At 63.3% G+C, this 25,617-nt stretch carries 24 protein-coding genes; 6 read left to right on the forward strand and 18 right to left on the reverse strand.

Annotated elements, in window-relative coordinates; all coding sequences use genetic code 11:
• Nucleotides 1–43: 43 nt before the first annotated feature.
• Together QMA15_RS16370 and QMA15_RS16375 are read left to right on the forward strand one after the other, a co-directional pair.
• A complete protein-coding gene (locus tag QMA15_RS16370) occupies nucleotides 44–541 on the forward strand; it encodes a nuclear transport factor 2 family protein (RefSeq protein ID WP_097387459.1) in 498 nt (165 codons plus the stop codon).
• On the forward strand, nucleotides 538–1,377 hold the full coding sequence (locus tag QMA15_RS16375; protein ID WP_070386732.1) for an SDR family NAD(P)-dependent oxidoreductase: 840 nt from the start codon (nucleotides 538–540) through the stop codon (nucleotides 1,375–1,377). The genes QMA15_RS16370 and QMA15_RS16375 overlap by 4 nt, the downstream gene beginning before the upstream one ends.
• Here the strand turns inward: QMA15_RS16375 and QMA15_RS16380 are convergent.
• Together QMA15_RS16380 and QMA15_RS16385 are read right to left on the reverse strand one after the other, a co-directional pair.
• The gene (locus tag QMA15_RS16380; protein ID WP_097387460.1) at nucleotides 1,339–2,295 is read right to left on the reverse strand and encodes a DMT family transporter; all 957 of its coding nucleotides are present in this window, start codon (nucleotides 2,293–2,295) and stop codon (nucleotides 1,339–1,341) included. The two genes, QMA15_RS16375 and QMA15_RS16380, sit on opposite strands and share 39 nt — an antisense overlap.
• Nucleotides 2,296–2,386: 91 nt before the next feature.
• A complete protein-coding gene (locus tag QMA15_RS16385) occupies nucleotides 2,387–3,682 on the reverse strand; it encodes an aromatic acid/H+ symport family MFS transporter (RefSeq protein ID WP_279163787.1) in 1,296 nt (431 codons plus the stop codon).
• Between the two features lie 159 nt (nucleotides 3,683–3,841).
• Here QMA15_RS16385 and QMA15_RS16390 point away from each other — a divergent pair, with 159 nt between their 5' ends.
• Complete coding sequence (locus QMA15_RS16390) at nucleotides 3,842–4,267, forward strand: pyridoxamine 5'-phosphate oxidase family protein (protein WP_020907428.1); 426 nt, start codon at nucleotides 3,842–3,844, stop codon at nucleotides 4,265–4,267.
• Nucleotides 4,268–4,343: 76 nt separating this feature from the next.
• Here the strand turns inward: QMA15_RS16390 and QMA15_RS16395 are convergent, their stop codons facing one another.
• From QMA15_RS16395 to QMA15_RS16415, 5 genes are all read right to left on the reverse strand, one after another.
• A complete protein-coding gene (locus tag QMA15_RS16395) occupies nucleotides 4,344–5,123 on the reverse strand; it encodes a nuclear transport factor 2 family protein (RefSeq protein ID WP_279163788.1) in 780 nt (259 codons plus the stop codon).
• Entirely contained in the window at nucleotides 5,120–6,850 is a 1,731-nt protein-coding gene (locus tag QMA15_RS16400; RefSeq protein WP_279163789.1) for an acyl-CoA dehydrogenase, read from the reverse strand. The genes QMA15_RS16395 and QMA15_RS16400 overlap by 4 nt, the downstream gene beginning before the upstream one ends.
• 58 nt (nucleotides 6,851–6,908) lie before the next feature.
• Nucleotides 6,909–7,568, reverse strand: a complete 660-nt coding sequence (locus QMA15_RS16405; RefSeq protein ID WP_070386971.1) for a rhomboid-like protein — start codon at nucleotides 7,566–7,568, stop codon at nucleotides 6,909–6,911.
• A gap of 22 nt (nucleotides 7,569–7,590) precedes the next feature.
• Nucleotides 7,591–8,262 carry an O-methyltransferase gene (locus QMA15_RS16410; RefSeq protein WP_279163790.1) on the reverse strand — a complete coding sequence of 224 codons (672 nt, stop codon included), beginning with the start codon at nucleotides 8,260–8,262 and terminating at the stop codon, nucleotides 7,591–7,593.
• Nucleotides 8,263–8,341: 79 nt separating this feature from the next.
• Nucleotides 8,342–10,087, reverse strand: a complete 1,746-nt coding sequence (locus tag QMA15_RS16415; RefSeq protein WP_020907423.1) for a proline--tRNA ligase — start codon at nucleotides 10,085–10,087, stop codon at nucleotides 8,342–8,344.
• 55 nt (nucleotides 10,088–10,142) lie between these two features.
• Between QMA15_RS16415 and yaaA the strand changes: the two genes are divergently transcribed.
• Nucleotides 10,143–10,886, forward strand: a complete 744-nt coding sequence (yaaA, locus tag QMA15_RS16420) for a peroxide stress protein YaaA (protein ID WP_007735009.1) — start codon at nucleotides 10,143–10,145, stop codon at nucleotides 10,884–10,886.
• A gap of 12 nt (nucleotides 10,887–10,898) precedes the next feature.
• Here yaaA and QMA15_RS16425 read toward each other — a convergent pair whose 3' ends face one another.
• The 10 genes from QMA15_RS16425 to mqo form a co-directional block, all read right to left on the reverse strand.
• Complete coding sequence (locus QMA15_RS16425) at nucleotides 10,899–12,407, reverse strand: protein adenylyltransferase SelO (protein ID WP_290285424.1); 1,509 nt, start codon at nucleotides 12,405–12,407, stop codon at nucleotides 10,899–10,901.
• A 35-nt stretch (nucleotides 12,408–12,442) separates the two neighbouring features.
• A complete protein-coding gene (locus QMA15_RS16430; protein ID WP_007735005.1) occupies nucleotides 12,443–12,871 on the reverse strand; it encodes a CBS domain-containing protein in 429 nt (142 codons plus the stop codon).
• An 80-nt stretch (nucleotides 12,872–12,951) separates the two neighbouring features.
• Nucleotides 12,952–14,352: an MFS transporter gene (locus tag QMA15_RS16435; protein WP_230544061.1), complete on the reverse strand. Its 1,401-nt coding sequence runs from the start codon at nucleotides 14,350–14,352 to the stop codon at nucleotides 12,952–12,954.
• Nucleotides 14,353–14,459: 107 nt separating this feature from the next.
• On the reverse strand, nucleotides 14,460–15,686 hold the full coding sequence (gene cobA, locus QMA15_RS16440) for a uroporphyrinogen-III C-methyltransferase (RefSeq protein WP_007735001.1): 1,227 nt from the start codon (nucleotides 15,684–15,686) through the stop codon (nucleotides 14,460–14,462).
• A complete protein-coding gene (locus tag QMA15_RS16445; RefSeq protein ID WP_279163792.1) occupies nucleotides 15,683–16,096 on the reverse strand; it encodes a cobalamin biosynthesis protein in 414 nt (137 codons plus the stop codon). The genes cobA and QMA15_RS16445 overlap by 4 nt, the downstream gene beginning before the upstream one ends.
• Entirely contained in the window at nucleotides 16,080–17,456 is a 1,377-nt protein-coding gene (locus QMA15_RS16450; RefSeq protein WP_153212443.1) for a cobyrinate a,c-diamide synthase, read from the reverse strand. The genes QMA15_RS16445 and QMA15_RS16450 overlap by 17 nt, the downstream gene beginning before the upstream one ends.
• Nucleotides 17,450–18,064 (reverse strand): cob(I)yrinic acid a,c-diamide adenosyltransferase, encoded by a 615-nt coding sequence (gene cobO, locus QMA15_RS16455; RefSeq protein WP_019748043.1) that lies wholly within the window; start codon nucleotides 18,062–18,064, stop codon nucleotides 17,450–17,452. Before cobO ends, QMA15_RS16450 begins: the two co-directional genes overlap by 7 nt.
• A gap of 21 nt (nucleotides 18,065–18,085) precedes the next feature.
• Nucleotides 18,086–20,050 (reverse strand): magnesium chelatase subunit D family protein, encoded by a 1,965-nt coding sequence (locus tag QMA15_RS16460; protein WP_290285430.1) that lies wholly within the window; start codon nucleotides 20,048–20,050, stop codon nucleotides 18,086–18,088.
• Between the two features lie 224 nt (nucleotides 20,051–20,274).
• Entirely contained in the window at nucleotides 20,275–20,751 is a 477-nt protein-coding gene (locus QMA15_RS16465) for a GNAT family N-acetyltransferase (RefSeq protein ID WP_003942808.1), read from the reverse strand.
• 11 nt (nucleotides 20,752–20,762) lie between these two features.
• Nucleotides 20,763–22,301 (reverse strand): malate dehydrogenase (quinone), encoded by a 1,539-nt coding sequence (mqo, locus tag QMA15_RS16470; RefSeq protein WP_020907417.1) that lies wholly within the window; start codon nucleotides 22,299–22,301, stop codon nucleotides 20,763–20,765.
• Between the two features lie 146 nt (nucleotides 22,302–22,447).
• Here mqo and QMA15_RS16475 point away from each other — a divergent pair, with 146 nt between their 5' ends.
• Together QMA15_RS16475 and mtr are read left to right on the forward strand one after the other, a co-directional pair.
• Nucleotides 22,448–23,497 (forward strand): alpha/beta hydrolase, encoded by a 1,050-nt coding sequence (locus QMA15_RS16475; protein WP_279163794.1) that lies wholly within the window; start codon nucleotides 22,448–22,450, stop codon nucleotides 23,495–23,497.
• Nucleotides 23,494–24,870: a mycothione reductase gene (mtr, locus tag QMA15_RS16480; protein WP_020969385.1), complete on the forward strand. Its 1,377-nt coding sequence runs from the start codon at nucleotides 23,494–23,496 to the stop codon at nucleotides 24,868–24,870. The genes QMA15_RS16475 and mtr overlap by 4 nt, the downstream gene beginning before the upstream one ends.
• Before the next feature lie 77 nt (nucleotides 24,871–24,947).
• Here mtr and QMA15_RS16485 read toward each other — a convergent pair whose 3' ends face one another.
• Entirely contained in the window at nucleotides 24,948–25,493 is a 546-nt protein-coding gene (locus QMA15_RS16485) for a hypothetical protein (RefSeq protein ID WP_029538007.1), read from the reverse strand.
• Nucleotides 25,494–25,617: the final 124 nt, after the last annotated feature.

The raw sequence follows: 25,617 nt of genomic DNA on the forward strand, positions 1-25,617 counted from the left end.
GATCCGACATGTCTCCGGGAAACCCAGACGAAAAGGACCGACGGTGGATCTCGCACAACGCCTCGACGCGCTCGAACAGATCGAGGAAATCAAGAAGCTCAAACATGGCTACTGGCGAGCATGTGACGCCAAGGATCCGGTTCGGTTCCGCAGCAGCTTCATCCGTTCAGGAGCGTCGATCGACTACGGCCGTCTCGGCGCGTTCGACGACGCCGGGCCGATGGCGGACATCTTCGAGAAGATCGCTCTTCGCAAGGTCGACGGCCGGTACGCGGTACTCGACATGCATCACGGATTGCATCCCGACATCACACTGACCTCGGAGACGGCGGCGGTGGGGCGATGGACCCTGCAGTTCCGCCAGGTCGACACTGTCGGACGCACCGAGAAGTTGATGACCGGCGAATACGACGACAAATACGTGATCGAGGACGGTGTGTGGAAAATGAGTCAATGCCACTTCACGGAGACGTGGTCGATCACCACTCCCCTGTCCCCCGACACTGATATCGCCGAGGGTTCGTTGGGAGGTCCCCGATGACCACGTCGACAAACGGCAAAGTAGCGCTCGTGACCGGCGCGAGTAGGAGCGTCGGTAAAGGCATTGCACTCGCACTGGGAAGCGACGGCTGGACGGTGTACGTGACGGCGCGAGGAACCGTCGGCGCCGACGGCCCACTCGATCGCACCGCGGCGGAGATCACCGAGCGCGGCGGTCACGGCATTGCCGTGCAGTGCGATCACGCCGACGATCAAAAGATCGTCGACCTGTTTGCACGCATCGCCGAGGAACAGTCAGGCCGCCTCGATCTTCTGGTCAACAACGTCTGGGCCAACCCGGCGGGCTATGCCGGCTTCGCCGATCCGTTCTGGAAGAGGCCGATCGACGATTGGGATTCGCTGATCGGAATCGGACTGCGCGCCCACTACGTTGCTTCGGTAGAAGCGGCGAAGTTGATGGTCCCCCGGGGCAGTGGAGTGATCGGCAATATCTCGTCATTCGGCACCCGCGGGTACCTGCACTCTGTCCTGTACGGGATGTCAAAGGCAGGTTTGGACAAGATGGCCGCCGACATGGCTGTCGAATTGAAGGGAACCGGCGTCACCGCACTTTCCTTCTGGCTCGGGTTGATCCGCAACGAGCGGATGGAGGCGAGTGGGATCGAGAGCTTCGAAGGCTTCTCACTGGCCGAGGCCGAAACCCCGGAATTCGTCGGCCAGGTCATCACTGCATTGGCCAACGATCCAGAAGTGAACGCGCGCAGCGGTCACACACTGATCACCGCCGAGACGGCCGTCGAGTACGGAATCACCGACGCCAACGGGAAACAACCTGCGTCACACCGCAGTGCCTTCGGTGGCGGCCCGCTTTTCTGAATCATCGGTGGCAGTGGTCGCGTCGCGTGCCGGCACAGCACGCGGCGCTGACACTCGCGCCTTCAGGGCAAGCCAGGCACACCCGATGACGACGACGCCGCCGGCCACGATCGAGGGTGACAACGCCTCACCGAGTATCAGCGCCGACCAGGCAATGCTGAGCACCGGTTGAACCAACTGTGTTTGGCTCACAGTGGAAATGGGACCGATCGCCAGACCCCGGTACCAGGGAAAGAACCCGAGAAACATACTCACGCATCCCAGGTAGGCAAACGAAAGCCACGAATTCACATCGGCAGAAACCGGAGCCTGGGCCATGGACGCCACCGTCAACGCAATCGTGACCGGCAGTCCGAGAATCAATGCCCAGGCAATCGTCTGCCACGACCCGATCTCGCGGGCCAGCAACGCACCTTCCGAATATGCCAGCGCTGCACACACAACCGCGGCGAACAGAAGAAGATCAGCGAGATGAAACGAGCCGAGTCCGCCGTTTGCGACGGCCACGAACCCTACGACCGATACCGCGCCGGCGGCGCTTGCCCACCAGAATCCCTTACTGGGACGCTCTTTTCCTCGGACGACGGCAAATACCGCGGTCGCAGCGGGAAGTAGTCCGATCACGACTGCCGCGTGACTCGCCGGCGATGTCTGCAACGCAAACGTGGTGAACAGTGAAAACCCCAGTACCGCGCCAACGGTCACGAGTGCGATGCGAAACCACTGCCGAAGCGTCGGAAGCGTCGCGCGAGTAACCGACAGCATCACAATCGCAAGGGCCCCGGCAACGACGGCGCGGCCCGCGCCGACGAACAGGGGGTCGAGATCCGCGACGGCGACCCTCGTGAGCGGAACGGTGAACGAGAACGCCAGAACACCGAGCAAGCCCCACCACAAACCGGATCGAGACGATGGCATCGGTAGCGGTGCCCGTGACGTGACGATAGCGCTACTCTTCATACTCATATTCAACGATAGCAGTAGCGCACCAACCTGCGAAACTGGTATTTCAGGTGCGAACCCGTGTGCAGGAGATCGAAATTGCACCGAGCAGTCCGACGAGCGCGAAAGCGTAGAAGCCCCACGGCACGGCGTAACCCGCACCCAGGAGAACTCCGCCCAGAATCGGGCCACAGATCGCACCGACCCGGCCGACACCCGCCGACCATCCGAGCGCTGTCGCGCGAATCTGCGGTGGGTGATTGGCGCTCGTGAAGGCGTAGACCAGTACCTGTGCACTGAAAACGAAGCATCCGGCGAGGAAGACCATCACGTAGATTCCGAACGACACCTTCACACTCAGAAGCGCCAGGAACAACGCTGCTCCCGTGAACCACACGATTGCTGCGGTACGCGGGCCGATCTTGTTCGCGACGCCCCCGGCGATCAACAGCCCGACGACGGCTCCGGCATTGAGGATCAGAAGGAACGTCAACGAGGCTCCGAGGTTGTAACCGGCCTCGCGCATGATCGTCGGAAGCCACGTGTTCAATCCGTAGACGAGCAGCAAGCCCATGAAACTGGTGATCCAGATGGCGATGCTGTTACGCAGGAACTTCGAAGAGAACAGTGCGCGAACGGGATTGGCGGCTTCGGCGCGCCCAGCTTCGGACGTAGGCGCAGCCTCGAGCTCGACACCGTAGCGGGCAGCGATTTCCTCGGCCTCGGCACGCTTTCCGTGAGCGAGAAGGTACGACGGGGATTCCGGCAGATACCGCAACATGAGTGGAATCAGGACGACGGCAGGAAGTGCGCCGACAACGAACATCGCTCGCCAACCGAAAGGTTCGATCACGACGAGCGCCAGCGCGGCGGTGGCAACGGCGCCGACGTGATAGCCGGTCATCAGCATGGTCGACGCAGATCCACCGCCTTGTTTCTTCGAGAATTCGTTGACCAGAGCCAATGCCGTCGGAAGGGCGCCACCCAGTCCCACACCGGCGAGGAAGCGCAGCAGCCCGAAGATGAACGGATTGGGCGCAATTGCGCACAACAGAGTCAGAATCGAGAATGCGGCAACGGCGTACAGCAGCGCGCGGCGTCGACCGATGACGTCAGTGAGAGTGCCGATGACGAGGGCGCCGATGGTCATGCCGATGAGCCCGAAGGTCGAGATCGTCGTGATCGTGCCGGTACTCAATCCCCACGCGTCGTAGTCGAGAAGTGAAGGAATGACCGCGCCGAGTACGACCAGATCGAATCCGTCCAGAAGCACAGCTATCCAACACAACGGTGCTACCCACATTGCGGCACGCGCCCCAGGCGAACCGGTGATTGAACTCGATTGCGTATGCGGTGCGGTCATCGGATCCTCGACATTCACTGCTTGTGGGCGTTCGCTACCGGTTCAGATCCAGTAGTCCAGATCGAGATCTGTTCGCATTGCGAACGCATGTTCATAATGAGCACATAGATTGTGTACGGAGTCACAACGCCATGTCAAACGTCGCGGTAATCTCGAGGAATGGCACTCTCCGAAAATGAGCGTGAACAGTTCCTGGCCGAACCCCACATCGGGGCGCTGTCCGTAGCGGACGGCACCGAACGCGGTCCGTTGACCGTCCCGATCTGGTACCTGTACTCACCCGGTGGCAAACCATGGATCCTCACGGGCAAGGATTCGCGAAAGGCTCGACTCATCGAGTCGGCCGGGCATTTCTCGTTGATGGCCGAAAGGCTCGATCCGACAATCCGTTACGTCAGCGTCAGCGGATCCGTCGACAAGATCGTTCCGGGCACCGACGAGATGCTGGTCGAAGTCTCGCGGCGATACCTGACCCCGGACAAGGTCGACGGATATCTCGAATTCGCGCGATCGCAGTTGGGCGAGCAGGTAGCGATCTACATGAATCCGCAGCACTGGCTGTCTGCGGATCTCGGGGCGATCTGACACTTCACCGAAAAGCGAAGGCTCGGCGCGCCGGAGTGGCGCGCCGAGCCTGACCTGCGTTCGAGTGTTCTCGGTATCAGCTCTCGGTGAAGAAGCGCACCCGATTGAGGCGATGACCGCTCGCCTCGAAGCCGAACAGGGCGATGGCCGGTTCCCCGCACACGATTACGCTCGCCGTCACAGTTCGACCGGCAACCAGCATCTTGCTCTTCGTCACGCCGGTGAGCAGAGCGTTGACGTCAGCATTGGACAACTGCGTCCCCGCCGGAAGCTCGACGGGTACCGGCGGCGTTCGACCGACAGCGGCCGCATCAAGGAACCGCGAAGCCGCCTTCTTGCCTTTGTCTCCGACTCCGAAGATGCCGCGCGAGAATCCGAGCGCTCCGCCGATCCCCTGGTTCGAGAGCAGCTGCGGGGTCAATTTCGCGGCAGCCTTCACCCCGGCAACGCCGGCGGTAGCGAGCTGGCTCAGCATCGTTGCCAATTCCCAATGCGCATAGAGGGTTCCGATCCGCAAGGAATCGGGCTCCCCCACCAAGTCGTAGCGCAAATGCATCGGCACGTCGAGGACGACTCCGGTCGACATCTCGGTAGCGAGGCTCAGATCGCGCCACACTGTGCGGCCGCACACGATATCGCGCTCGACGTGGAAGGTGATCGAATTGGGGGCGATGAACGTGTCGTAAAAACTCTCGATCGCCGCCTTCCCGTTGTGCGGACGTGAACCTACAGGGTCGTTGATCTGGCCCTCTTCGGCAAACAGCGCAACCCAGGTCGAGCGATCATGCGCGCCGACGGCTTTCGGGGATCCCTCCACGACGGCCATCAACTGTTCACGTACCACCGGCGCGATCATGCGCGCATCTCGTATGCACCGTCGTACGCCTTGACCTGCTGCCACACCCGGTCGAAGCGTTCACTGTCCACAACAGGCTTCCGCACTGCGGCCAAGGCCCACTTCTGCTGCTCCGGCGTCGACGACGGCTTTCCGTGCAGTGCGATCGCGTATCCCGAGAAGTCGCGAATCTGGAAGTCGAAGATCTGATCGACAACGTCGGCGTCGAGTCCGCTGATCTCGGCCTGCTCGAGAATCAGATGACCGTAGACGACGAGGGAGAACAGGTGCCCGACATTGAGCATGAAATCGAGATCCTTCTGCTGCTGCGCGTCCGGCGCTGCGGCAGTGAGCAATTCGGTGAGTGCGATCGCCTGCTCGTAGAAACGAGCGACGTTCGGGATCGAAGAGTGCTTCTCGTAGACGGGCTTCCACTCGTGGAACTGGATCTTCGCAGCGCCGCGGGTCGGTCCCTGATTCCAGAAGAACTCGTCGTCGGCTGCGTCGTCGCGCGTGACGATCTCCGGGAACTCCGCGGGGTTGAACAGGTAGTTCGGCAAGAACTTGAGGATCAGGCCGACGTTGACGTGGACGGTGCCCTCGAGCTTGGGCAGCGTGCCGATCATCTGCGCTGCTTCACGGAAGTACGTGGACTTCTCGTACCCCTTTGCCGCGATCACGTCGTGCAGCAACCCGACGACCTTTTCACCTTCCGAGGTGACCTTGGCCTTGGTCATGGGATTGAACAGCAGGTAGCGACGGTCTTCGAGGCTGGCGCTGCGGAAGTAGTCGACCGCCCGCGCGCTGAACTGTTTCATCGCGATCAGACGTGAGTACGCGTCGACGAAGGCGGCGCGTACATGGGCGAAGTCGGTGACCGGATTACCGTAGAGAATTCGATTCTGCGCGTGAGTGATTGCTTCGAAGAACGCATGTTCGGTGATCCCGATGGAGCCGGTGCACAGGTTGAACTTTCCGACGTTGACCGTGTTGAGCGCGGCCTCGAATGCGGCGACGCCGGTGTGCAGAATGTCTTCCTCGCGCACCGGGTAGTCGTCGAGGCGGAAATTGCTGACGTACATTTGCCCGCGCAGGACATTGTCCACAAGCTGATAGTTCGGATGTGCACTGTCGGCGACGAAGAACACGTAGCCTTCGGGACCCTCGACGTCGGTACGACGCCCGAACACAGACACCATTCCGGCTACGTTGCCGTTTCCGATGTAGTACTTCTCGCCGCTCGCGCGGAAGGCGACGTCGCCGTCGGTGGGAGTGAGAAGCATGTCGGTGGAGTACACGTCGGCGCCGTGATCACGCTCGGAGAGGCCGAACGCCATGACGCCGCCGTCGGCAAGTTCCTGCGCTGCACGCTTCTTCGCTGCGTCGTTGTCACTCATCCAGATCGGTCCGAGTCCGAGGATCGTGACCTGCCAGGCGTACCAGTAAGCGAGTCCGTAGAAACCGAAGATCTCACTCAAGGCCGCGTTGCGGGCACCGTCCCAACGACGGTTCTCGTCACCGTCGGCGAATGCCGCCGGAGTCTGGAACGTCGCGAACAACTTCTCCTTGCCGACGAACTCGAGAAAGTCGGAGACCCACACTGCGTCGAGGTCGTCCTGAAGCAGTTGCTTCTTGCCGCGGTTCTCGAACCATTCGATGGTGGCTCGCAGCAAACGGCGGGTCTCCGGATCGAACTGAGCGGGGTCGTAAGTATGGGGGTTGAAGAGCAATCCATCGGTGCCAGACACGTCATTACCTTTCGTCGATGACGCTAAACTACCAGCGGGTAACTTTCCGCGGTGCGATTCATGGAAGACCTGCGATTCTTCGCGAATGCCACAGGTCCATCGGATTCCACGTGCCCGCCCGAGCACGCGTGATCGGATAGCACGCCAATCCCAGCAACAACGCAGACATGTGGCCGATGGCGGTGAAATTGGTGGCGAAAATCAGAGGTACACCGTAGAAGACCAACAGCCCCGCGAGATAGACGTATCGCCACGGATCGACGATGCGGTACACCAGAATCCCCATAATGCCGGCCAGACCGTAGCTCACTCCCACGTCGAGAGTGTTGACCGCCGACTCCGCCACGTATCCGTGCCGAATACCTTCGTACAGAACACCTTCGCTGATGTACGTGGCTCCGACGTGGGCGATGACGACAACACACAGCCACCGCCACGTCCCGAGCCAACGCTCAGCCGTTGCATGAAAGATGGTGAAGAGAACCAGGTATCCCAACCAACCGCCACCTTCGAGCCAAAAGGCACTCGAGAACAGGACTCGTAGCGGGTCTTCGGCCAGGTGATGCAGATTGGTCGAGCGCTTGCCGAGAAAACGCTCCTCGACATTGTCAGGCAGATGCCGCAGGAACAGTGTGGTGAACAGCAGGGCCAGCAACCAGACGTAGGTACCGGGAGCACTGCGCACCCATCGCCATGCCGCCTTTGCTGCCCCCAGCATCCTCACCGCTTCGAGTCTGCGCTCACTCGTTCACTACTGCAACGGCAAACCCGTCCCATCCCTTCGAACCCACGGTTTGAAGGGCGGTGCCGTCGAGTTTCGGCTCGGCCGCGATCATCTCCAACACCGCTCGACTCGCTTTGACGCGCTCGTCGTCGATATCCGGGTTGGACACATGTCCCCCACGCACCACGTTGTCCACGATGATGACGGTTCCGGGATGCGAAAGGGCCAACGCCCACCGCACGTACTCGGTGTTGTTCTCCTTGTCTGCGTCGATGAAGACCAAGTCGAAAGGTCCCAACTCTTCCTTCGCGATCGACGGGAGGCTGTCGAGCGCAGCCCCGACGCGGATGTCGACACGGTCAGCCAAGCCGGCGCGCTCGATATTCGCCCGAGCGACATCCGCATGGGTGGGATCGAATTCCAGCGTGATGACTTGGCCGGAGGGACCGACTGCGCGAGCGAGCCAGATCGTGCTGTATCCGCCGAGCGTTCCGATCTCGAGGACATTGCGCGCCAGGCACATTCGCGCCAGAAGATTGAGGAGCTTGCCCTGGTTCGGCGCCACGTCGATGGGCGGGAGGCCGGCCTCGGAATTGGCGGCGAGTGCCGCGTCGAGAACCGGATCTTCACCTACCAACGTGGAAACGAGATAGCCGTCGACTTCTGCCCAATCCGGTTCGCGTTCCATAGCCACGATTGTGGCAGAAAAGAAGGGCCGCCGCAGACACCTCGGAAGGTGGCTGCGGCGGCCCTGACGACTATTCGAATCAGCCGCGAACTGCGCTGATGATCGCCTCGATCGCCGAGTCGGCGTCGATCTCACGGCTCTCGCCGGTGAAGCGGTCGCGAATTTCGACCTTGCCGTCGGCCCAACCGCGTCCGACGACAACGATCAGCGGAACGCCGATCAGCTCGGAGTCCTTGAACTTCACGCCCGGCGATGCCTTGCGGTCGTCGAGGATCACTTCGAGTCCGGCACGGTCGAGTTGCGCGGCGAGGCCTTCGGCGCCTTCGCGCGCGGTCTCGTCCTTGTTCGCGATGACGAGGTAGACGTCGGCCGGTGAAACCTCGGCAGGCCAGCGCAGGCCCTTCTCGTCGTGATGCTGCTCAGCAATGACGGCCACCAGACGCGAGACGCCGACGCCGTACGAACCCATGGTCGGGCGGACGGGCTTGCCGTTCTCGGCGAGGACGTCGACGGTGAAGACGTCGGTGTACTTGCGGCCGAGCTGGAAGACGTGCCCGATCTCGATACCGCGAGCCGAGACCAGCGTGCCGGCTCCGTCGGGAGAGGCGTCGCCGTCACGAACCTCGGCGGCTTCGATGGTTCCGTCAGGGGTGAAGTCGCGACCGGCAACGAGGCCGACCACGTGCTTGCCGTCTTCGTCGGCGCCGGTAATCCAGCTGGTGCCGTCGACAACGCGCGGATCGACAAGGTAGCGAACGCCGTTGGCCTGCAGAGCCTTCGGGCCGATGTAACCCTTTGCCAGGAACGGGTTGTTCTTGAAGTCGGTCTCGGTGATCATCACGAACTCGGCCGGCTCCAGCGAAGCTTCGAGGCGCTTTTCGTCGACCTCACGGTCGCCGGGGATGCCGATACCGAGCAGTTCCCACTCGCCGCCGGGCAGGCGGGTCTTGACCATGATGTTCTTGAGGGTGTCGGCGGCGGTGATGGTGCGGCCGAGGTCGGCACCGTTCGCCCAGTCCACGAGGGTGTCGATGGTGGGTGTGTTCGCGGTGTCGTACACCTTCGCTTCGGGTAGCCCGTCGAACGGAATCGAGTCGGGAACAACAGTCTTGACGGCCTCGACGTTGGCGGCGTAGCCGGATTCGAGGCAGCGTACGTAGGTGTCTTCGCCGATCTCGCTCTCGGCAAGGAACTCCTCGGACGCGCTGCCGCCCATCGCACCGGAGGTCGCCGAGACGATGACGTATTTGACGCCCAGACGCGTGAAGATCTTCTCGTAGGCACCGCGGTGCGCCTGGTACGACTCCGTCAGGCCTTCGTCGCTGAGGTCGAAGGAGTACGAATCCTTCATGAGGAACTCGCGACCACGCAGAATGCCCGCACGCGGACGCTCTTCGTCGCGGTACTTGGTCTGCACCTGGTACAGGGTGACCGGGAAGTCCTTGTACGAGTTGTACTCACCCTTGACCGTCAGAGCAAAGAGCTCCTCGTGGGTCGGGCCGAGCATGTAGTCGTTGCCCTTGCGGTCCTTGAGGCGGAACAGGTTGGGGCCGTACTCGGTCCAGCGGTTCGACGCCTCGTAGGGATCGCGCGGGAGCAGAGCAGGCAGCAGAATTTCCTGCCCACCAATGGCATTCATTTCTTCGCGGACAACACGCTCAACCTCGCGCAGCACCCGCAATCCCAGCGGCAACCACGAGTAGACGCCTGGAGCGATACGACGCACGTAGCCGGCACGAACCAGCAATTTGTGGCTGGCAACTTCGGCGTCCGAGGGATCGTCACGCAGGGTACGCAGGAACAGGTGGGACAGACGGGTAATCACGAGGTGTAAGGATAGTCGCCGCAGTCGGCCGAGCGGGCCTCGGTACGGTTACAGCGTGCTTGTACTGCTGCCTCCCTCAGAAACCAAGTCCGACGGCGGCAAGGATGCGCCCCTCGATCTGGCCGAACTGTCGATGCCACAGTTGACCGAAACGCGCGAATTGCTGGTTCAGACGCTGGTCGATCTGGCCGCTGACGTCGAGGCGTCGTGCGAAGCGCTCGGGCTCGGTCCGACGCAAGCAGACGAAGTGGAACGCAACGCCAAGCTGTGGGTGTCCGCGACGCGGCCCGCGCTGCAGCGCTACACCGGGGTGCTCTTCGACGCCCTCGACGCCAAGTCGTTCACCCGCGCCCAGAAGGCCAAGGCTCTCGATCGGATCGCGATCGGCTCCGCTCTGTTCGGTGCAGTCCGTGCGGGAGATCTGATCCCCGCCTACCGCCTTTCCGGCGGGTCCAAGCTGCCCGGGATGGGCACGCTCCGCTCACTGTGGAAGCCGGAACTGCCGAAGGCCTTGGCGGCCGAAGCCGACGGCCTTGTCATCGATCTACGGTCCGGCACCTACCAAGACCTCGGACCGGTTCCGGACGCACTGATCGCAACGGTCCTCACCGAGAAGCCGGACGGCACCCGCACTGTCGTCAGTCACTTCAACAAGCACCACAAAGGTCTGCTCGCCCGTGCGCTGGTGGTCTCGCGTGCCGAACCGACCGACATCAAGGGTGTTGCGCGGGTGGCGTCGAAGGCGGGCTTGCGCGTCGAAATCGCGTCGGAGCGTGAATTGATCATCCTGACGGATTGATGGCTGCGTCTGTCAAGTGCCACAGAAGGTTTGGAATGTTTCGCTGAAAGACTGCGGAGCCGCCTCGGTGTAGTCAGCCCACTCGTCGCGTCGGTCGAAGGGATGCGTGACCACCTCCAGCAGCTTCTCGAATGGAGCGAGGTCGCCGTCGGTCGCGGCGCGCAGGGCAGCGTCGAGCCGATGATTACGCGGAATGTACAACGGGTTGACGCGATCCATCGCGCTCGCGGTCTCCGCGGCCCCGTATCCGTTTTCGGTCAGGGCTCCCTGCCACCGCTGCAACCAGGGCGCGATGTGCTCCCGTGGCACGAGGTTGTCGAGAGGCACCGAATTTCCGCGCAATTCGTCGGCGAGAGCGCGGAAACTGCCCGTCCAATCAGCACCGTGTTCCGCCAACAACGTCAGCAGATCGTCGACGAGCGCCCGATCGACAAACGGCTGGGCCAGACCGAGCTTTGCCGCGAGACCGGCCGCGTAGTGACCCTCGTAGCGCTCGTCGAAGGTCTCGAGAACTGCTGACGCCGCGGAAATTGCTTCGTCGGGTGTGGAATCGATCAGTGGCAACAGTGTTTCTGCCAAGCGCGCCAGGTTCCACTTCAGTACAGCGGGCTGATTGCCGAATGCATAGCGGCCCCCGTGGTCGATCGAGCTGAACACTGCCGCCGGATCGAACGCGACGAGGAAGGCGCACGGACCGTAATCGATGGTCTCCCCCGAAATTGTCGTGTTGTCGGTGTTCATGACCCCGTGCACGAAACCGATGAGCATCCACCTCGCCACCAGTGATGCCTGCGCCTCAACCACCGCCTCGAGGAACTTCAGGTAGCGATTGTGTGTACCCGTTGCCGGAAGTTCGGTCAGCTCCGGGTAGTGCCGGGCAATCGCGTAATCGGTGAGCGGCTGCAATACCTCGCCCTGCCGGGCCGCGAACTCGAAGGTCCCAACGCGTAGGTGACTCGACGCGATCCGTGCAAGCACGGCACCGGGTTCTCCGCCGTTGCGGCGAACGTCTCGGCCCGTCGCCACCACCGACAGCGCGCGCGTAGTGGGGACACCGAGGGCATTCATCGCCTCGCTGACGAGATATTCGCGCAGCATCGGCCCTACGACCGCATACCCGTCGCCGCCCCGAGAGAACGGGGTGCGCCCAGAGCCCTTCAGATGCAAGTCCACACGCTGCCCGTCACTGCTGACGAGTTCGCCGAGTAACAACGCCCGACCGTCCCCGAGAATTGGTGCGTACCCACCGAACTGATGACCCGCATATGCCATCGCCACCGGTGTGGCCCCGACCGGCACCGTCGACCCGGACAGGACGCCGATCCCGTCCACACTTCGCAGCGCTGCTACGTCCAATCTCAACGACGCAGCCAACTGCTCGTTCAGCACGAGCAACTGCGGGTCGGGCGCGGCAGCACCTTGCCACGGCACCGTCAGAGCGCCGAGTTCGTCAGCGAAGGTGCTCTCAAGGCCGGCCACGATGGTGACCGTGTCTGCTGTGGATTCCTGGAATGCGGCCATCACACGAGAGTAGTCACCGTGCGACAACCTATCGATCAGCCCTGATCGATGTACGACTCGAGCTGATCGCGTTCGCTCTTGAGCTCGTCGATGCGGCTCTTCACCACGTCACCGATACTGACGATGCCGAGGAGGTTGCCGTCCTCGATCACCGGCAGATGCCGAATTCGACGCTCGGTCATGATCGCGGCAATGCTGTCCACCGCGTCTGCCGGAACGCACGTGTACATCAGTGCGGTCATGACCTCGGAAACCTGGATCCCGAGAAGGTCCGGGCCACGCTCGTGCAGGCGTCGAACGACATCGCGTTCGGAGATGATGCCGACCACCGCGTCGTCGTCGACCACCACCATGGCTCCGATGTTGTGGCGGGCAAGATCGCACAGCAACCCGTTGACCGTCGTGTGGGCGTCGATCGTGACGATGCTGTTGCCCTTGTTTCGCAATATGTCCGCGATCCGCATCACGGCACCCCGATTCGTCGAGACTCTCGGCACGTCCTGCAACGATCGTATCGGCTAGCGAAGCGGAAAAACAGGACTGATCAGGCGATTCCCTGAGCTGCCTTCTCCGCAGCCTGAGCCTGGGCTACCTGAGAAGGTGTGAACCTGATGCACAGCGCCGCGATACCGGCGAACACCGCGCAGACCGCGCAGCCCACAAGTGCGAAGGTGTATCCCTCTCCGAGTGCGATCAATTGCGCCGGATTCATGTCCGCTGCCTTGCCCGAAGTGCCGCCGAGCGAGAGCGTCTTCGACGTCGCCATCGCACCGATCACCGACAGCGCCAGTGGCCCACCGAGCGTCTGGGCAACCTGAGCGATGGCCGTCAGCGGGCCGATCTCGGTCTCCGGCACACCGGCGATCGCGCACAGTGGCAAGGGCACCATCGCGAGGCCGATACCGAATCCGATCCCGATCACGGGCACGAACAAGTTGGCCAGGTAGGTGGAATCGGAATCGAGAGTAGATCCGTAGAGGAGTCCGACGATCATGATCACGACGCCGGTGAGGACCAGCCAACGGGGTTGAACCTTCACGGCGAGCTTGGAAGCAACCGACGCGGCGGCGCCCAATCCGAACGCGAACGGAATGAACGCGATACCGGCACGCAACGGCGAATACTGCATGATGTCTTGCACGAACAGTGCGACGAAGGCCGTCATGCTGAACATCGCGCCACCGACGAAGAAGATGGCGAGGAACGTCGCGACACGGTTGCGATCGGCGAACAACGAGAAGGGCAAGAGCGGGTTGTCCGCAGTTCGCTCGACGAAGAGGAAGGCAGCGAGGGCGACCAGTCCGGCCGCCAATGCACCGATGACGGCGATACTCCCCCATCCCATTTCCGGGCCTTCGGTGAGAGCAAAAACAACACCGGTACAACCGAGGGTCGCGAGGATCGCGCCGGGGACATCCAAAGCCAGACGCGTCTGATTCGTCTCGCGAAGGGCGCGGAATGCCATGCCGACGAGCGCGATCCCGATCGGGACGTTGATGAGGAAGATCAGTCGCCATGACACCTCGGTCAATGCGCCGCCGATGATCAGACCGGCGATCGATCCGACGCCCGTCATGGCGGCAAAAATCGCGATGGCCTGATTACGAGCCGGACCCGCGGCGAAAGTCGTGGCAACAAGTGCGAAGGCGGTGGGCGACGCCACGGCTGCGCCGACACCTTGAAGCGCCCGCGCTGCGATCAACATGCCCTCGTTCAGGGCGAGACCACAGAGCAACGACGCCACCGTGAACAGCGAGACTCCCGCGATGAACATCTTCTTGCGCCCGTACGCGTCACCGAGGCGACCACCGAGGAGCATGAGACCTCCATACGCCAGCGCGTAGGAGGTCAAGACCCAGTTACGGCCACTGTCGCTCAATCCGAGATCAGACTGCAACGGCGCCAGCGCGAGGTTCGCGACAGTGCCGTCGAGCACCACCATCATCTGCAAACCACTCAGGACGATGATGGCGAGCCCGATGACTCGAGTCGCTACCGGGGCATTCGCCGAAGCGGTTTCAGATGTTGGGGAATCAGACACAAGACTTCACGTTACCCAGCGTCGACGGAAAAGCCCGCGACCGGCCCGATCACGATGATCGCCGGAGGCTTGATCTCCTCGTCTTTGACGCGCTGAGCAACGGTCGCCAGATCGGCCCGAAGTTCACGCTGAGTGCGCAGCGTGCCCTCTTGGATGACGGTGACCGGCGTGGTTGCCGGGCGCCCACCGTCGACGAGTGCCTTGGCGAACTGATCGATGCGCTCGACCGCCATGAGCAGCACGATCGTGCCGCGCAACTTGGCCAGTGCCGACCAGTCGACCAGCGAATCCGGATGATCCGGAGCCACGTGCCCACTGACGACGACGAACTCGTGGGTGACACCGCGGTGGGTCACCGGGATGCCTGCGGCCGACGGGACCGAGATCGCGCTCGTGATTCCGGGCACTACGGTCACCGGAACGCCGGCAGCGGCACACGCTTCGAGTTCTTCGTATCCCCGCCCGAAGACGTACGGGTCCCCGCCCTTGAGGCGGACCACGAACTTGCCTGCCTTCGCGTTGTCGATCAGCGCGGCGTTGATGGCCTCCTGAGCCATGGCACGGCCGTACGGGATCTTCGCGGCGTCGATCACCTCGACGTCCGGACCCAGTTCGGCGAGCAACTCCGGCGGAGCCAATCTGTCGGCCACGACGACGTCAGCGCGTGCGAGCAAACGGCGTCCGCGCACGGTGATCAGGTCGGGGTCACCGGGGCCACCACCGACGAGAGCAACGCCCGCAGCGGCCGGCTCGGCCGTATCGGCGAGCACGCCCGACTGAAGACCTTCGACGACCGCGGTGCGGACTGCTGCCGAACGACGGTGATCGCCGCCGGCAAGAATTCCGATACTCATACCGTCGTACTCGGCGCTGGCGGGAGTTACCGCGGTGCCGTGCTTCGCGTTGTCGGCGCGCACGCAGAAGATGTGGCGACGCTCCGCTTCGGCGACGATCGCCGCATTGGTTTCCGGCTCGTCGGTCGAGGCGATGGCATACCACGCACCTTCGAGGTCGCCGTCGGCGTACGGGCGCTCTTCGACCGTGATCTGCCCGGCCGTGGCCATACCTTCGACGGCTGGAGTGAACGCGCGACTGATGACGTGAACACGGGCACCAGAGGCGACCAGCAGTCCGAGTCGGCGCTGAGCCACAGTGCCGCCACCGAACACGACCACGCGTCGATCGGTCAGGTTGAGGCCGACCAAGTAGTTGGTCTCGTCTGCGGTGGACTCGCTCACTCGCACTCCGTTTCGTCGTCAGAATTGGTCAAGCTGGAGGGAACTTTACGGGCCGCCGCCACGGTCACTCCATCCCTGGCAGTCTTGGCCACTAGGAGCGGGCCGCCCCCGGAGGCGAGGATCGCCGCCGCTTCCGCGACGCTTGCCGTCCCGATCGCGTGCTCGACGCGAGTCGACGGTGACGGAACCTGAACTCGCCCAAGTACGTCCGGTTCGAAACTCACAATCGGGACGTTCAGTTCATCGGCGGCAGCGAGCAGAGCCGCAGACGCCGCCTTGCCGGTCGCAGTGGCGAGGACCACGATCCTCGCTCGCTCCTGCAGCACCGCGTTCACCGCAGCGACGATGTCCTTCGCGGTGGCGCTCGACGTGAATCCAACGCCTATACAGAGGTCATCCCCGTGCGGCATCGACGAACTTCGCGATCGATTCGGGCTGCCCCACCGGATGAGTGTGGAGATACGACGCGTGGACGCCGCCGCGAACAAATCCTTCGCGGACACTGCCGCCGTCCCAGGGCCGCCACCCCCACGCACTTCCGCAACCGTCCGCGTCTGCCGAGACGAGAGACGTTCGGTGGAACTCGTGACCGGTGACGCGGGAGCCTGCGTCGAAGAGGGTGGAATCGCTGATCGCCACTGCTTCGCGGTACCCGAGGGTCAGGCGTTTCCCGAATGTGGCATCCACCCCGACAACACCGGCCATGCTGTGACCGTCCAAGCTGCGAGCGAGGTAGAGCAGACCGGCACACTCGGCGTGGATCGGTGCGCCGCCGTCCGCCAGGTCACGAACCTGCTGCAGCAGAACGGTATTGGCCGCGAGGTCCACCGCATGCTCTTCCGGGAACCCGCCAGGAAGGACAAGAGCAGCAGTTCCCGCGGGAAGCTCGTCCCGCAACGGGTCGAACACCTGCACGTCCGCGCCGGCGGCAGTCAGGAGTTCACGGTGCTCGGCATAGCCGAAGGTGAAGGCCGGGCCGCCCGCCATGGCAACCACAGGGCGAGACTCGGCATGTGCGCCGACCTCGGCAACCGGATCCCATGCAGCTGCACTCACGTTCGAGGCGGCCAGTGCGCGAACAGCGTCCAGTTCGACGTGCGAGGCAATCAAGTCGGACATCGCGTCCACTGCGGCCACAGCGGCGGCGCCGTGCTCGGCCGCCGGAATCAGACCGAGGTGCCGGGAGGGAACTTCGAGTTCCGTCAACCGTGGCACAACTCCGAGCACTGCGACGCCGACCTTGTCGCACGCATGACGCAACACCTGCTCGTGACGAGCGCTCCCGACGCGATTGAGAATGACGCCGCCGATGCGCACACCTGCGTCGTAGGTCGCGAAGCCGTGGAGTACGGCGGCCAGACTCTGACTGTGTCCACGGGCGTCGATCACGAGGATTACCGGCGAACCGAGGATCGACGCTACCTGCGCCGTCGACCCCTCCGCCGACGGCTGCGAGTTGGCCTCGTCGATCTTTCCGTCGAACAGACCCATGACACCTTCGACCACGGCGATGTCACAGCCGGCGGTTCCATGCCGGTAGAGCGGTCCGATGCGATCCGGGCCGACCAGAACAGTGTCGAGGTTGCGTCCGGGCCGCCCTGCCGCGAGTCCGTGATAACCCGGGTCGATGTAGTCCGGCCCCACCTTGAAGGGTGCAACGCTGCTACCGGACCGTCGCAGCGCACCGATCAATCCCGTTGCCACCGTGGTCTTTCCGCTACCCGAGGCAGGAGCGGCGATCACCACGGCCGGAGTGGAAGGACTTACCATTCGATGCCCCGTTGACCCTTTCGGCCGGCATCCATCGGGTGCTTGATCTTCGTCATCTCGGTCACGAGGTCGGCGGCGTCGATCAGCGCCTGCGGGGCGTCACGCCCCGTGATGACGACATGCTGGTTGCCTGGGCGATCGCGCAGTGTCTGCACCACCTCGTCCACGTCCACCCAACCCCACTTGAGCGGGTACGTGAACTCGTCGAGGACATAGAATCGATGCTCCTCGCCTGCAAGCCTTCTCGCGATCTCCTGCCAACCCTCCGCAGCGGCAGCAGCATGATCTTCCTCGCTACCGGCCTTGCGTGTCCATGACCAACCTTCGCCCATCTTGTGCCACTGCACCGGCCCACCGACGCCGGTTTCGTCATGCAGGTTTCCGAGCGCACGGAACGCGGCTTCCTCGCCGACCTTCCACTTGGCACTCTTCACGAACTGGAACACGCCGATGTCGAACCCCTGATTCCAGGCACGCAGCGCCATGCCGAAAGCGGCGGTGGACTTACCCTTTCCCGGGCCGGTGTGCACGGCAAGTACCGGCGCGTTACGACGCTGACGCGTGGTCAGACCGTCGTCGGGAACTGTCTCGGGAACACCCTTGGGCATCGTGAACTCCTGAGCTGGGATCTAGGCTGCGGCGCGGACGACACCCGCGACCTGCTGCGCTGACAATTCGGCAAGGCGGACGTAACCGCCACGTAGTTCTCGGGCCAACTCGGCTGCCAGCCCCAGACGCACGAGGCCGGTCTCGCAGTCGACGACGATGGAAGCGACGGACGCGTCGGCAAGAAGATGCGCGGCGACGCGGGCGCGGTGCAGCGCGTCCTTGCCTCCGGTGGCCCGGCCGTCGGTGAGCGTGACGACGAGGGCGCGGCGCTGCGGGTCACGAAGCCGTTCACGCAGAACCACTTCGCGAGCACGCAGGAATCCCTCTGCGAGTGGGGATTTGCCGCCGGTACGCATCGACTGCAGGCGACGGACGGCGATGTCCACCGAAGAGGTCGGCGGCAGTACGAGCTCTGCTTCACGACCACGGACAGTGATGACCGCGACCTTGTCGCGGCGCTGATAGGCGTCGCGGAGCAACGAGACAACCGCACCGGTGACCGCGGAGAGGCGGTCGCGTGCTGCCATCGACCCCGACGCGTCGACAACGAAGACGATCAGATTGCCTTCTCGCCCTTCACGAATCGCGCCGCGGAGATCAGCGGGTGCCAGCCGCAGCCGTCCAGCAGTGCGGCCGCGCGCAACTTGAGACTCGGCTGCGGCGAAGACCGTGCTCGTCAGGTGCAATCCGTGGCCACGTTCCCGCGTGGACCGCACGACTCGTCCACGGGACGACATGGACCGCGAGCGGCGTCCCGGTGCACCTTCGCCAACACCAGGAACCTCGAGGAGCTTGGCCTTGAATTCGCCGGCCGGTGGCGCCGAGGGGCGATCGGTAGCGCGTACTCCCCCGCCAGGTCCGTCAGGGTCTTCCGGGCCGTCGTCGTCCGGACCCTCGTCTTCAGGACCGCCGTCTTCGGGGCCACCATCTTCCGGGCCATGGTCTTCGTCAGGGCCACGGTCTTCGGGATTCTCGGGAGGTTCGGGCTCTCCGTCGCGCGCGTCGTCCTCTACCTGCGACTGGGCGTCCTGATCGGCCTGCTCGAGTGCATCGTCCAACTGCTGCTGATCCAAGCCGGGCTCGTCGAACGGATCGCGGCGGCGGCGATGCGGCAGCGTCAGTTCCGCAGCCACTCGCACGTCCTCCGCAGTGACCTCACTGTCGCCTCGCCAGGCAGCGTGGGCGGTCGCGGTGCGCGCCAGCACCAAGTCCGCGCGCATACCGTCGACGTCGAACGACGCACACAGTGAGGCGATACGACGCAGCTCGCGGTTGCTCAGCTCGACCGAGTCCAGTTTCCCACGCGCCGTGAGGATTTCGGCCGCGAGCTCCTCATCGGCGGATTCGTACCGAGCGACAAACGCCTCGGGGTCGCGCTCGTAGTCGAGCCGGCGACGCACCACTTCCATGCGTACGTCGACGTCGCGGGAAGCTGCGACATCGACCGCCAGTCCGAAACGGTCCAACAACTGTGGACGCAGTTCTCCCTCTTCGGGATTCATCGTGCCGACGAGTACGAATTTAGCCGGGTGCGAATGGGAGATTCCGTCACGCTCGATGTGAACGCGACCCATCGCCGCGGCGTCGAGAAGCACGTCGACCAGGTGGTCGTGAAGCAGATTCACCTCGTCGACGTACAGAACTCCCTGGTGAGCGGCGGCGAGCAGTCCAGGTTGGAAAGCGCGCTCACCGTCGCGGAGAACCTTCTCGAGGTCGATGGACCCGATCACTCGGTCCTCGGTGGCGCCGACGGGCAGTTCCACCAAGCGGGCCGGTCGTGTCGTTCCGGCGTCGTCGACCGCGGGCAGCAGCGCAGTCAGCGCGCGCACGACCGTCGACTTGGCAGTTCCCTTCTCACCGCGGACCAGGACTCCACCGATCCCCGGATGCACAGCACACAGAATCAGCGCCAACCGCAATTGATCCTGGCCGACCACAGCACTGAACGGGAAGCCCGCCACTGGTCGATCTTCTTCACTTCGCACGTCGATATCCCTCCACCTCTCGGTTTCCTCGCCGAGAATTTGGCTGCACTCGAATGTCGCGGCAACCTGGCTGAGATCTCCCGGTCAGTCGGTAGAGGAGAGATCTTTCACAGTGGCGGGACCGCGCCTGGATCGAACAGGACTTCCCCGCGAACATTCGGTATCGAAAAAACCCTAGTCGGCTCGCTTTTCCACGAGCCGACCAGGGTCAAATCTCCGACAAACTAGCTGACAGCCACGAAAGGCTCTCCCCCGCCACGGCGCATCGGGGTGTGCGGGATGCCGTCTTCGATGAACTCTTCGCCGTCAGCCTTGAATCCGTGCTTGGCGTACATCTCGACCAGGTAGGTCTGGGCGTTGATCCGACACGGCGCTTCGCCGACCTCGGCCAGTGCGGCCTGCAGGAGGCGGGTCGTGTGGCCCTGGCCGCGAGCCTGACGCGACGTGCAGAGGCGTCCGATTCGGAAGCTCTTGTTTCCGTCGTCGTGCTCTTCGAGCAGACGGAGTGTGCACACCACCTGGCCGTCCTGCTCGAGCCAGAAGTGGCGTGTTTCCGTCAGCAGGTCCCGCCCGTCCAACTCGGGATACGGGCAGGCCTGCTCGACGACAAAGACCTCCACTCGAAGCTTCAACAACTCGTAGAACGTCTTGTTGTCGAGGTCGAGTGCCCATGAACGCTTCAAAGCTGCTGTTGCCGTCATGGGTTGGACTATCACACAGTCGCGACGGTATCCGCGACCGGAGCCGATTCGGAAGCACCAGCGGAATCGAGCTCGAGAACCTTCGAGGACCAATCCCAGACCTGGTTGAACAGGCCTTCGTTGTCGGTGAGTTTGACGCCGATGGACGGAACCATCTCGCGAAGCTTGCCCTTCCAACCCTGGAACTCGGTCGGGAAGCAGCGCTCGAGTACGTCCAGCATCGCCGGGACGGCCGTGGACGCACCGGGCGAAGCGCCGAGCAGGCCGGCGATGGAGCCGTCCTCAGCGGCGACCACAGCGGTACCGAATTCGAGGACGCCGCCCTTGCCCTTGGCACGGCGGATCACCTGGACGCGCTGGCCCGCGGTGATGAGCTCCCAGTCCTGAGCCTGCGCCTTGGGCGCGAATTCACGCAGATCCCAGATGCGACCGGCTTCGTTCTTGGCGAGTTCGCTGACCAGGTACTTGACCAGGCCGAGCTCGCTGACGCCGACGCCGAGCATCGAGAGGATGTTGTTCGGCTTGACCGAGCCGGGCAGGTCCGTGACGCGACCCTGCTTGAGGAACTTCGGCGACCATCCGGCGTACGGGCCGAACAGCAGACCCGGCTTGTTGCCGATGACGCGGGTGTCGAGGTGCGGCACCGACATGGGCGGGGCGCCGACGGCAGCCTTGCCGTAGACCTTGGCGCTGTGCTGGTCGATGAGTTCGGGGTTGGTGCATCGCAGGAAAGCACCGCTGACCGGGAAGCCACCGAAGCCCTTGGCTTCCTTGATGCCGGACTTCTGCAGCAGGTGCAGGGCGCCGCCACCGGCACCGACGAACACGAAGCGCGAGCGAACGGTGCGCTTTTCACCGGTGCGACGGTTGGTGACCTTGACGGTCCAGGACTTGTCCGAGTTCTGGGTCAGGTTGGTGACCTCGTGGCCGAAGTACATCTTGCCGCCGGTCTTACCGATGTAGCCGATGAGCTGCTTGGTGAGCGCTCCGAAATCGACGTCGGTGCCGTCCTGGCTCCAGTTCAGGGCGATGGGATCGGAGAAGTCGCGTCCCTTGGCCATGAGCGGCAAACGCTCGCTGAACTCGGCCGGATCGTCGATGTACTCCATGCCGCGGAAGAGCGTGTGGCCGGCAAGTGCGTCGTAGCGAGCACGCAGGTACTTGGCGTTGGCCTCACCGTGAACGAAGCTCACGTGTGGGATGGGGTTGATGAATTCCTTGGGCTGGGTCAGGACGCCCTGCTCGACCGCATGTGCCCAGAACTGGCGGGACACCTGGAACTGCTCGTTGACGTTGACGGCCTTCTTGATGTCGACCGTGCCGTCGGAGTTCTCCGGGGTGTAATTGAGCTCACACAGGGCGGAGTGACCGGTTCCCGCGTTGTTCCAGGGGTCGCTGCTCTCGGCTGCAACGGCATCGAGCCGCTCGAAGGTCGAGATCGACCAATCGGGCTGCAGCTGGCGCAGCAATGCACCCAGCGTGGCGCTCATGATGCCTGCGCCCACGAGCACTACATCCGTCTTCGTCTCTACCGCGTTCTGATTCGACACTGGAGAATCGACTTCCTTGTCATTAGCCGTGCGCGCATCCGCCTGCTGTGTTACGCCGAATAGGTTACCCGTGCGTACTCGCGCGGTTCACCACCCCCAATTGTGCTCTACAACGCGCACCCGAAACGACGATTAGATTGTGATTTGTGACTACTTGGGTTCCAGACGTCCTCGGTGACGGATATCAGCAGCTGACGATCCCGCTCGGAACGGATCCGGACGGCGAAGGCGAGGTGGACGCAACACTGGTCCGCTACCAACCGCGGAAGGAGGCGGTGAAGACACGTCGTGCCGTCTTGTACGTGCACGGATTCACCGACTACTTCTTCCAGAAGCACCTGGCCGAGCATTTTGCCGAGCAGGGCTACGCATTCTTCGCACTCGACCTGCGCAAGTGCGGGCGATCCCTCAAGCCGGGACACACGGCGCACTACGTCTCCGACCTTGCGCTCTACGACGCCGAACTGAACGAGGCGCTGCGCATCGTCCGCAGCGAGACCGACGGGAGCGAGGTGCTGCTCATGGCGCACTCGACCGGCGGGCTGATCGTCCCGCTGTGGCTGAACCGTTTGCAGCGCAAGCCCGGTGGCAGCGACGGCGCCGGAATCTGCGGGCTGGTGCTCAACAGTCCCTGGTTCGATCTTCAGGGCCCCTCGGTGGTGCGTAACGTGGGAACCACCGCGATCGACGCCCTCGGACGGGTATCGGCGAAGACGGTGATCCCGGGAACCGGACTACCGACTTACGGTTCCAGCCTTCATGTTTCGGCAAACGGAGTGTGGGACTACAACCTCGACTGGAAGCCGCTGGCCGGCTGCCCCGTCACCTTCGGCTGGATGCGGGCCGTCCGAGCGGGTCACGCGAAACTTCACCGCGGCCTCGACATCGGAGTGCCTGCGCTGATTCTGCGCTCGAAGAAGTCGCAGTTCGCCAAGGCGTACAACCCGAGCGTCGACCTCGCCGATTCCGTTCTCGACGTCAAGCAGATCGCACGCTGGGCGGGTTGCCTCGGCGATCGCACCACCATCGTCCCGATCGACGGCGCCCGTCACGACGTGTTTCTTTCGACCGAGAAGCCCTTGGCCACAGCCTTTTCCGAACTCGACCTGTGGCTGGAGTGGCTCGACGGCCACCTCACCCCCACCGCAGAAAGTTCGGCAAGCACAGCAAGCAACACACAGGAGATCGCGCAGTGACGCACTACGACCTTGCAATCATCGGCAGCGGATCCGGAAACTCGCTGCCCGACGAGCGGTTCGACGGCAAGAAGATCGCAATCCTCGAAGAGGGCACCTTCGGCGGAACGTGTCTCAATGTCGGGTGTATCCCGACCAAGATGTTCGTCTACGCCGCCGAGGTGGCACGCACCATCACCACTGCCGAGAAGTACGGCGTCGACGCCACGCTCGACGGCGTCCGTTGGTCCGACATCGTCAAGCGCGTCTTCGGCCGCATCGATCCCATTTCCGCAGGTGGTGAGCGGTACCGCAGCGAAGACAGTCCCAACACCACCGTCTACCGCGGCCACGCCACGTTCACCGGCGACAAGACGATCGACACCGGAACCGGCGAGACGATCACCGCCGACCAGGTGGTCATCGCTGCCGGTTCGCGTCCGATCATCCCGGAAGAGATCGCGTCGAGTGGTGTGAAGTACTACACCAACGAAGACATCATGCGACTGCCCGAACTTCCCGAGCACCTGGTGATCGTCGGCTCAGGATTCATTGCCACCGAGTTCGCACACGTGTTCTCCGCGTTGGGTTCTCGCGTGTCGATCATCGGTCGCAGCCAGAGACTGCTGCGGCACCTCGACGACGAGATCTCCGAGCGTTTCACCGAGTTGGCCGAACAGAAGTGGGACGTCCATCTGGGCTCCCCCCTCACGTCGGTACGCGGCGACGGCGACAACATCGCCGTCGAACTGGCAAACGGCACAGTCGTTTCCGGTGACGTCCTTCTCGTAGCAGTGGGCCGCCAGCCCAACGGCGATCTACTCGGTCTCGACAAGGCCGGCGTCGAACTCGACGACAAGGGCTCGATCGTGGTCGACGAATACCAACGCACCACCGCCGAGGGCGTCTTCGCACTCGGTGACGTCTCGTCGCCGTACCAGCTCAAGCACGTCGCCAACCATGAAGCGCGCGTTGTTCAGCACAACCTGCTTCAGGACGCTTGGAAGGACACGTCCGGGCTTCGCAGCACCGATCACCGCTTCGTGCCGGCAGCCGTGTTCACCGACCCGCAGATCGCCGACGTCGGAATGACGGAGAAGCAGGCTCGCGACGCCGGACTCGACATCACCGTCAAGGTGCAGGCTTACGGCGACGTCGCGTACGGCTGGGCGATGGAGGATCAGGAAGGCATCTGCAAGGTGATCGCCGAGCGCGGCACCGGACGCATCCTGGGTGCCCACGTCATGGGTACGCAGGCTCCGACCGTCATCCAGCCGCTCATTCAGGCGATGAGCTTTGGTTTGTCAGCTCAGGACATGGCACGCGGCCAGTACTGGATCCACCCGGCCCTGGCCGAAGTGGTCGAGAACGCGCTGCTCGGCCTCGACATCTGAGCCCCGCAGCCCTAATGACGCCGAAAAGGCGGGCACTCCGCGCAGTGGGAGTGCCCGCCTTTTCGTAGGTCAGAGTTTCACCAGGGGCTGGTACGCAGCACGATCTCGGTTGCGAGTTCGGCCGGTGCCGACTTGACGACGTCGTCGACACCCGGAAGTTCCGTCACGCGGAAGTCGGAGTACACGAAACGACCGCTGGCGTCGGCGACGGCCCGACCTCCACTGCCCACGACGACGGTGGTCGGAACCTCGACCGGCGGTACGCCGGCAATATCGCTCGCCGACGGATGGCCACGGTCCACGGCGATCAAACTCGCGAAGCGGCCGAACTGACGTGCAGCCAACAGCCACGCGAGATCGGCGCCCTCCCGGTGACCGACCAGATTCACCCAGGCGATGTTCAACTCGTCCAGAAGTACCACTGCCGAGGTCTCGTCGAGATTCTCGATCGATTCCACCGCGACGGTCCGCAGATCCGAATGGTGCAGTCGCTCACACACATCGTCGTACAAGTCGACGGGGTCGCCCTTGCCGGGGAGCAGGAGTACCGCATGCTTGCTGACCGGCCCGTCGATCCGAACGGTGCACGAACCACTGCCCACCGCTACTCGAGTCAATTCCATGTCTGGAAACGGTACGCGATCCACACTGTGGAGGACCCTGGAGTCGACAGAAGTATGACCACTCATACATTCTCACCACCACCGGCGAGTCCGAATTGTTCGCTCTGCACCGCCTCTCCCCTGA

Origin of the sequence: Rhodococcus sp. APC 3903 (genome assembly GCF_030407755.1) — a bacterium.
GTDB classification, from domain to species: Bacteria; Actinomycetota; Actinomycetes; order Mycobacteriales; family Mycobacteriaceae; genus Rhodococcus_F; species Rhodococcus_F erythropolis.